This window comes from Pseudactinotalea terrae, assembly GCF_009733845.1.
Lineage (GTDB): Bacteria > Actinomycetota > Actinomycetes > Actinomycetales > Beutenbergiaceae > Pseudactinotalea > Pseudactinotalea terrae.
The window spans coordinates 1-4,895 of sequence record NZ_WNXZ01000014.1; the positions used below are offsets into that span (position 1 = coordinate 1).

Below are 4,895 nucleotides of genomic sequence, written 5' to 3' on the forward strand. Positions count from 1 at the left end.
GGGACACCTCTACCAGGCCCACCCCGAACGATTCCGAGCCCGACCCGTCATCCACACCCCGATGGCACAAGTCGCCATCAACCACCCCACCACCGACGACCGACTCCAGACAGGTTGACAGGTTCCGGGCGGCCGCTCTTCGTCAGCGAAGGGACCTCACGTGCGAAGCTTTCGACCATCCGTGGCTCGCAGTACCTCAGTTGGTGCCTCGACCGGCTCCGCACCAGCACCGGCGACACCGTGGTGTTCGGCCATTCGCTCGCGCCGCAAGATCAGCACGTCATGGAGGCCCTCGTCGCGGGTGGAAAGCGCGAGATTGCGATCTCGGTCTGGCCAGATGACGATCCGCGGGCGATCATCGAACAGAAGGCCCACCTGCGACGTGCGCTCGAGCCGCACACAGTCCACTTCTTCGACAGCACGACCCATCCCCTGGGCCTGAGTTCATTGACACTGCAGTCCGATCTCGGAGCTAGCCTGCAGACCTGAACGGGGCGTTATCGGAGGGCCGTTGCCAAGTCGTCCCTCTGTCGCAACTTCCCGAACTTCCTCCAGTTGTCGGTGGCGTGTGCGTACTGGCCAGCGATCACACCCTCGGAGACACCGGCACGCCGCGCGAGCGCGCTGAGTTCGGCGTCAGAGCTGAGCTCGGTGAGTTCTTCCCGCAGAGTGTCGGTGAGGATCAGCTCGCTGGCGAAGGAGTCGGCGGACGCCTCCCGCTGGTCTGCGTCGTCGTGTACGCCCTCAATGTCTAGGTACGTTGCTCGCTTTGGGTGCAGGAGAACGTGGCCGATCTCGTGCAGAAGCGTGAACCAGAAGATGTCGAGGAACTTGTGACGCCCCGAAAGTGCGATCACTGGGTGGCCGGATGTGAGCCACCTGGATGCACCGGTGATTCGCGTGTCTGCAATCTCAGGGACGAACACCAGCAGGACACCGGCCTTGCTCAGAAGGGCCTGAGCGCTCGTGAACCCACTCCGGATCGGCTCGCGTGTGAGCGGCGGGATCATGCGCGCGATGGCCCGAAGCCTGCTCGCGTCGTAGGAGGGGCAGGTGTCGCTGGAAGCTTCCGCGGCCACCTCGGCGAGTCGGAGCCACAGAGCTGTCCCGTAGGGGTCGATCGCGAACTTCTGGCTCCTCTTGTAGCTTGCCTGGGGAGCGAGCCATACCTTGTCGAATGCGGTGGTGTCGGCGACGTGGAAGAAGCGGAGGAGCGCATCGGCGCGGGATGCGACGGTGGCCTTCGTGTCAATGATATTCCGCTCCTGCAGCACGGCAGCCGGGAAGCTGTCGAGCCACGAGGCGAGGCCCGCGAAGGAGCGCTGCGTGGTTTCGCGGGCCTTGTGTGCCTGCCAGGTCGCCTCAAGCGCGAGCCAGTGCTCTGCAGGTACCCCGAGGACTCGCTCGAGTGCGACTGCAACATCGGGGGAGAGCGGTGCGTGCGCCTTGATGACTTGGTTGAGGTGCTTGGCGCTGATGCTCGCCCGGGCGGCGACATCGGCCTGCGTGAACCGGAGGTCTTCGAGCGACTGCAGGATCATCGTGCCCGGAGTGAAGGCCCAGTCTGGCTCGAACTCGCTCGGGTTGTAACGCGTCGTGCTGGTGTGGGGGGTCGTCATCAGATTGCCTCTCGAATGTCGGCGGATCCCTCAGCCATGAGGTCCGCGACGAGCAATGCGGTCGTGGTGCTCGCGTGCTGTACGAGCTGTCCTGGGCTTGCGATGCTGAGCACCTCCCCCGTATGGGTCAGTGCCAACGCGCTCATCCCGGCGCTGGGCATCTGCACAGTGAACGCCTCGAAGCCGGGGCCGCTCGTGGTGATAGTGACGGATGGGTGCCGCAGGAGCGCTCGAAGGTCCTGGCAGTGCTTCACGGTCCAGAGGAGGCGCTTGATGGCGTCCACGGACCCTGGCCAACGGAGCTCCATGCCGACGCCGGAGGAGCATGTCTGCCCGAGCGCGGGGTCGCGCCACGCCAGGAGCACCTTTACCTCCTAGGTAAAGCCGAAGTGGTGTAGAGTCGTTTACCAGACAGGTAAAGCCTACCGCGCTGCGGCTGGGATCCCTGCCCGACACCCAGGAGGTGCCCGTGATTCCTACCCATGCAGCCCCAGACAGCCCTGAAGCTCACGGACCCAGGACGATCGAGATCTACGTCAACGCCCGTCCGTACGATGTTCCAGATCGGGACGTAACGTTCGAGCAGGTCGTCGCCCTCGCCTTCCCAGGCCAGGCTCCGGGCGCGGGCGCCGAGTATGTCGTCACGTACACCCGTGCGCAGCACGGGAACGACTCCGGCTCACTCGCCCCCGGCCAGAGCGTTCGTGTCAAGAAGGGCACGAGCTTCGCCGTCCAGATCACGACCAGGTCCTGACCCATGGACGACCTCACACGCCTCCGGGACGAGGGCTACGACGTGGAGCTGCATGGGGCCTACCTGCTCGTCAACGATGTCCCGTATGTGACCACCGAGAAGGCCGTCGCGCGAGGGTGCCTCGTCATGGCGGCCACGATGGCGGGTGATGCCCTGGCGACGCCCGGAGACCACACGGCCCACTTCCGTGGCTCCGAACCCTGCAATGCCGAGGGGCGTCCCCTCACGAACGTGATCAACAGCCGTCGGTCAAGTGAGTTCGTGCCTGGCATCCGCACAGACTTCTACCTGTCGGCCAAGCCGAAGTCGGGCATCTACGCGAGCCACTACGACAAGGTCACCACGTACGTCAGTCTGATCTCCCGCTGGGCGGGCGCAATCGACGAGGGGGCGACTGCACGCACGTTCCCGGTCCGGGGGGCCGGCGGTGGCGACGACGAGGATCCGTTCGTCTATCGCGACTCGGCATCCAGCCGCGCGGGTACCACCGCGTTGAACTCGGTGTTCAGGGGCATGCGGATCGCGATCGTTGGCCTCGGCGGGACCGGCTCGCACATCCTCGACCTCGTCGCCAAGACACCGGTCGGCGAGATCCACCTCTACGACGGCGACGAGTTCGTCAACCACAACGCCTTCCGTGCGCCCGGCGCAGCCGATGTCAGCGACCTCCGCTCAAGACCGAACAAGGCCGAGTATTGGGCGAAGCAGTACTCGCGGATTAAGCGAGGCGTCACCTCTCACCAGACGTACTTCGACGCGGAGACCTGCCAGGAGGTGGAGGGGTTCGACTTCGTGTTCCTGTCCCTCGACGACGGAGCGGACCGTGACGGAATCGCCTCTGCGCTCGAGGCCGTGGGCATGGCATTCATCGACGTCGGCATGGGCGTCACCGACACCGGCTCTGGATTGACCGGCGTGCTCAGGGTCTCGACGAGCATCCCGGAGCGGCGGGTGCAGATGCCGACCGGAGGCGCTGCGCCCGACGTGTACGAGCGCAACATCCAGATCGGCGACCTCAACGCCCTCAATGCGGCACTCGCCGTCATCCAGTGGAAGCGTCACATCGGCTTCTACGCCGATATGGCGACCGACGTCTCCGCGTTCGCGTACCCCGTCAGCGATAACACGATCACCCCGCTGACCACATGAGCCGACAGCGCGAAGTCCAGCACCAGTTCCTCGACGTGCTGCCCACAAGCCTCGATTTCGGCGTGATCTACATCAGCGGCACCCACAACATCGTGGCCCACCTCTGCTGCTGCGGCTGTGGTCAGGAGGTCGTCACCCCACTGGGCCCAGCCGGGTGGGTACTCCGCTACGACGGCAGGGTGAGCCTAGCGCCGTCCATCGGCAACGGCGCACTCGCCTGCCGATCGCACTACATCATCGAGGCGTCGCAGGTGCGCTGGCTCTCGAACATGACCCCGGAACAGCACCGCAGTGCGGTCGCTCGCGATCAGACCGCAGCGCGCGCACTCAAAGAGTCTCGATTCGGTCGTTTCAGGAGGGCGTTACGGGAGCTCTTCCACCGGGCGCGCTCCTAGGCGCGCCCAAGTCACCCAAACCACCCGAGAGGAAACCAGCATGTCGATCCGAGGAGCGCGGTGTAGGACCAAGCGACCACCCATCGCGTCCTGGGCGGAAGCCGCTGCCATCGCCTCAGGGGTCCGGAAGGGCGCCGAGGCACTCCGGTGCCCGTACTGCGGCTGGTGGCACGTCGTCGGGTACGGGTCGCCGATCGAGCGGCCGAGCAAGCCCCGGCGCCGCCGCTAGACCGACGCCGTGCGATCCGCGCTCGGCCGAAGATGAGCCTGTCTGCGCAGCCCTACGGCATGCACGCGTTCATGCATCGTACGGAGCCTGTTCCGCGCAGCCTCTGCTGCATCTCGACAGCCAGCGGCCGGATGCAGGATCAGGATGAGGGCCGCAGCCTCGGGGACGGGCTCGCCGCGAGCTGACATACCGGCGCCACTGAACGCCACGGGCACTCGCCGGAGACAGCGATGGCCCTCACGCTCGGGCGGGCGCTCACGGCCGAGTGGTGACCGTATCCCGGGCACGAGAACAGGTCGCGGCACTTCCACTTGCGACCTACATCGACACCTGTCAATATAGAGACATGTCGATACAGGTTCACGACGTCATCATCATCGGCTCCGGGCCCGCGGGGTACACCGCTGCGGTCTATGCGGCGCGGGCGGGTCTGAACCCGATCGTGTTCGCGGGATCGGTGACCGCGGGCGGGGCGCTGATGAATACGACCGATGTGGAGAACTTCCCGGGGTTCCCCGAGGGGATCATGGGCCCGGACCTGATGGCCAAGCTGCAGGAGCAGGCCGAGCGGTTCGGCGCTGACGTGCGGTATGAGGATGTCGAGAGCGTCGAGCTCACCGGGCAGGTCAAGACCGTCGTGGCCGACGACGAGACCTACCGCGCCCGTACCGTGATCCTGGCCACCGGGTCGGCGTACAAGGAGATCGGGCTGCCGGATGAGAAGCGGCTCTCGGGGCGGGGGGTGTCCT

General features: G+C 65.8%; 7 protein-coding genes. 5 read left to right on the forward strand and 2 right to left on the reverse strand.

Annotated elements, in window-relative coordinates:
• The first annotated feature begins 114 nt into the window (after positions 1–114).
• Positions 115–489 (forward strand): DUF4917 family protein, encoded by a 375-nt coding sequence (locus GPA03_RS22380; protein ID WP_162458475.1) that lies wholly within the window; start codon positions 115–117, stop codon positions 487–489.
• Between the two features lie 8 nt (positions 490–497).
• Here GPA03_RS22380 and GPA03_RS22385 read toward each other — a convergent pair whose 3' ends face one another.
• Both GPA03_RS22385 and GPA03_RS22390 read right to left on the reverse strand, forming a co-directional pair.
• Positions 498–1,619: an ImmA/IrrE family metallo-endopeptidase gene (locus tag GPA03_RS22385; protein WP_156254275.1), complete on the reverse strand. Its 1,122-nt coding sequence runs from the start codon at positions 1,617–1,619 to the stop codon at positions 498–500.
• The gene (locus GPA03_RS22390; RefSeq protein ID WP_156254276.1) at positions 1,619–1,903 is read right to left on the reverse strand and encodes a hypothetical protein; all 285 of its coding nucleotides are present in this window, start codon (positions 1,901–1,903) and stop codon (positions 1,619–1,621) included. Before GPA03_RS22390 ends, GPA03_RS22385 begins: the two co-directional genes overlap by 1 nt.
• Positions 1,904–2,088: 185 nt before the next feature.
• Here GPA03_RS22390 and GPA03_RS23175 point away from each other — a divergent pair, with 185 nt between their 5' ends.
• From GPA03_RS23175 to GPA03_RS22410, 4 genes are all read left to right on the forward strand, one after another.
• Positions 2,089–2,373 (forward strand): multiubiquitin domain-containing protein, encoded by a 285-nt coding sequence (locus GPA03_RS23175; RefSeq protein ID WP_162458476.1) that lies wholly within the window; start codon positions 2,089–2,091, stop codon positions 2,371–2,373.
• Positions 2,374–2,376: 3 nt separating this feature from the next.
• Positions 2,377–3,522 carry a ThiF family adenylyltransferase gene (locus GPA03_RS22400; protein WP_156254277.1) on the forward strand — a complete coding sequence of 382 codons (1,146 nt, stop codon included), beginning with the start codon at positions 2,377–2,379 and terminating at the stop codon, positions 3,520–3,522.
• Entirely contained in the window at positions 3,519–3,917 is a 399-nt protein-coding gene (locus GPA03_RS22405) for a ubiquitination-like system serine protease family protein (RefSeq protein ID WP_156254278.1), read from the forward strand. The genes GPA03_RS22400 and GPA03_RS22405 overlap by 4 nt, the downstream gene beginning before the upstream one ends.
• A 575-nt stretch (positions 3,918–4,492) precedes the next feature.
• A partial coding sequence (locus tag GPA03_RS22410) for an NAD(P)/FAD-dependent oxidoreductase (protein ID WP_156254279.1) occupies positions 4,493–4,895 on the forward strand: 403 nt, incomplete at its 3' end.

What these genes read in the sequence shown, in the direction of transcription:
- GPA03_RS22385 (WP_156254275.1), bottom strand. Translation starts at nt 1,619, where the DNA reads ATGACGACCCCCCACACCAGCACGACGCGTTACAACCCGAGCGAGTTC.
- GPA03_RS22400 (WP_156254277.1), top strand. Translation starts at nt 2,377, where the DNA reads ATGGACGACCTCACACGCCTCCGGGACGAGGGCTACGACGTGGAGCTG.
- GPA03_RS22405 (WP_156254278.1), top strand. Translation starts at nt 3,519, where the DNA reads ATGAGCCGACAGCGCGAAGTCCAGCACCAGTTCCTCGACGTGCTGCCC.